The sequence below is a fragment of the Brevundimonas sp. genome (genome assembly GCF_013823285.1).
In the GTDB taxonomy this organism is placed as follows: Bacteria; Pseudomonadota; Alphaproteobacteria; order Caulobacterales; family Caulobacteraceae; genus Brevundimonas.
Genome location: NZ_PNLV01000184.1, coordinates 1 through 2,577, shown reverse-complemented (window position 1 = coordinate 2,577; position 2,577 = coordinate 1). Strand labels below are relative to the sequence as shown.

Here is a 2,577-nt window from a genome sequence, read left to right as displayed (position 1 = left end):
GGCGGGGGAGGCGGCGGGGGAGGCGGCGGCGGGGGAGGCGGCGGCGGCGGCGGGGGCGGAGGCGGCGGCGGAGCCGCGACCGGACCGAACGCATACCGCAGACCCACGGTCAGGGTGTGGCTGAAGTCGTAGTCGCCTTCGAACGTACCCAGAGCCGGAGCGCCAACCGTGGTGCTGTCCCAGCTGGTGTCGCCGGTCAGGTAACGGTAGGTCAGATCGATATTGGTGCGCTCGCCCATCGCCCAGGCCACGCCGGCCAGGGCCTGGAAGGCCATTTCGACGTTGTCGTCGCTGACAGCCAGGCTGGCGGTGCGGTTGTTGCGCAGCGAACCGACGGCTTCGGCCTCAACCCAGTTGGCGCCGACACCCAGGCCCAGGAAGGGGCGGGCGCGCCAGCTCGTGTCGCCAAAGTCGTAGATGGCGTTCAGGAACAGGGTCCGGGAGTTGATGTCGCCTTCAGGCGAATGGCAGGGCCCGGTAGCCGGCTGGAAGTTGCAGAGTCCCGAGGGAGCCATGTCGCTGGGACGACGCACGCGGCCGATGTCACCCGGACGGTAGCCGAGCTCCATTTCAACACGCCAATTGGGATTCAGGCGATAGCCGAGACGGGCGAAAGCGGCCCAATCCTTGTTGACTTCCCAGTTCCACGCCGGGCCCAGGTCCGAGCGGGTGTTGATGTCATTTTCCATGAAATGACCGCCGATATCACCGGCGACGTACCAGCCATCCGGCTCAGCCGACACGCTGGTCGCCGCAAAAGCGAGCGCAGCGGCGGCGCCCGTGGCCATCACAAAATTCTTGAAGCGCATGGGTGCTAGCCCTCTCCGCAGTTTCCTCGGCGGTCCTGCCGCCCCGCAATCCTCATAACAGCCTTGTTTCAGCAGGTCGATACGACAGGGGCAGGATTGGGTCGGCTAGGTCGAAACCGTGGCCGTTATGCGACAGCAGGTTGCGCAGCCTGTCCCGAAAGCTCGCTTCAAGCGTTAAGAACCGACACCAATGGTGACAATCGCGCCGCTTTACGCCCGAGAGCCGGCGGCCCTATGACAAACCGACGGATACGGACAACAGGACCCTTCCATGAGCATCGCCTTCATCGACCTTCAGGCCCAGCGCGCGCGGATCGCCGAACGAATCGACGCTGCCGTGCTTCGGGTCATCGCCGGCGGCGCCTATGTCATGGGTCCGGAGGTCCGCGTCTTCGAACAGCAGATGGCCGAATTCGGCCAGGCTGGACATGTCATATCCTGCGCCAACGGCACAGACGCCCTGGCCCTGCCCCTGATGGCATGGGGAGTCGGACCGGGTGACGCGGTGTTCTGTCCCTCCTTCACCTTCGCCGCCACGGCCGAGATTATTCCCTGGTTCGACGCCAGTCCCGTATTCGTCGACATTGACCCCGCTACATACAACATGGACCCGGATCACCTTGAAGCCGCCATCAAGGCCGTGAAGGCTGAAGGCAAGCTGACGCCCAAGGTGGTGATCGCCGTGGATCTGTTCGGTCAGCCGGCGGACTATCCGCGGATCGCCCAGATCGCCCGAAAGCACGGGCTGAAGCTGATCGCGGACACCGCCCAGGGTTTCGGCTGCACCCTGAACCACAAGCATCCCGTGTCATGGGCGGATGTGGCCACAACCAGCTTTTTTCCGGCCAAGCCCCTGGGCTGCTATGGCGACGGCGGGGCGGTGCTGACGAACGATGACGACCTGGCCCAATTGCTGGATTCCCTGCGCGTGCATGGAAAGGCCGTAGCGCGGGATCTGGAGGGCCGCTCCTTCGAGCACGACCCCAAATATCTGAACATGCGCGTGGGCATGAACTCGCGCCTGGACACCATCCAGGCGGCCATCCTGATCGAGAAGCTCGCCATCTTCGCCGACGAGATCGAGCGGCGAAATCGCGTGGCCGAACGCTACAATCGCCTGCTGGAGCCCCATGTGGCCTCGGTCCCCGACGTGATGAAGGGCGGGGTCTCGGTCTGGGCCCAGTACACGATCGAACACGAGGACCGCGACGGTCTGGCCGCACACCTGAAGGCGCAAGGCGTGCCCACGGCGGTCTATTATCCGATCCCGATGCACCGCCAACCGGCTTATGCTCATTACCCGACGGGCCCGGGAGGGCTTCCCGTGACCGAAGCCAAGGCGGAGCGGGTCATCAGCCTGCCGATGCACGCGTGGCTGGATGAAGAGACCCAGGACCGGATCGTGAAAGCCGTGGCGGGTTTCGGTCGCTGAACCGGTCGCTTGCGGCTGCGCTATAGGCCAGGAACAGAAAATATCAGCCGCATCCGGAAGCTTACGGGGCTAAGTCGCGGTTCCGTTCGCCCGCACGGGCGATATGTTATGTGAACCCCGCCGATACGATTTCGCCAGGAGGCGACCCTGACCACCGGCCAGTCATCCCCTCACCTCACCCACCTGGACCGTCTTGAGGCCGAGAGCATCCACATCATCCGCGAGGTGGCGGCCGAGATCGAGCGGCCGGTGATGCTCTACTCCGTTGGCAAGGATTCGGCGGTGATGCTGCATCTGGCGCGCAAGGCGTTCTATCCTGCGCCGCCGCCCTTTCCC

General features: G+C 64.7%; 3 protein-coding genes. 2 read left to right on the top strand and 1 reads right to left on the bottom strand.

From position 1 onward, the window contains the following. Nucleotides 1-809: outer membrane beta-barrel protein (locus tag C0461_RS14220; RefSeq protein WP_292107943.1), on the bottom strand; the 809-nt coding region annotated here is incomplete at its 3' end. 271 nt (nucleotides 810-1,080) lie between these two features. Between C0461_RS14220 and C0461_RS14215 the strand changes: the two genes are divergently transcribed. Together C0461_RS14215 and C0461_RS14210 are read left to right on the top strand one after the other, a co-directional pair. After that, nucleotides 1,081-2,241 (top strand): DegT/DnrJ/EryC1/StrS aminotransferase family protein, encoded by a 1,161-nt coding sequence (locus tag C0461_RS14215; RefSeq protein WP_292107942.1) that lies wholly within the window; start codon nucleotides 1,081-1,083, stop codon nucleotides 2,239-2,241. A 123-nt stretch (nucleotides 2,242-2,364) separates the two neighbouring features. Continuing rightward, nucleotides 2,365-2,577 (top strand): phosphoadenosine phosphosulfate reductase family protein (locus C0461_RS14210; protein WP_292107945.1); only part of this gene is annotated, 213 nt, incomplete at its 3' end.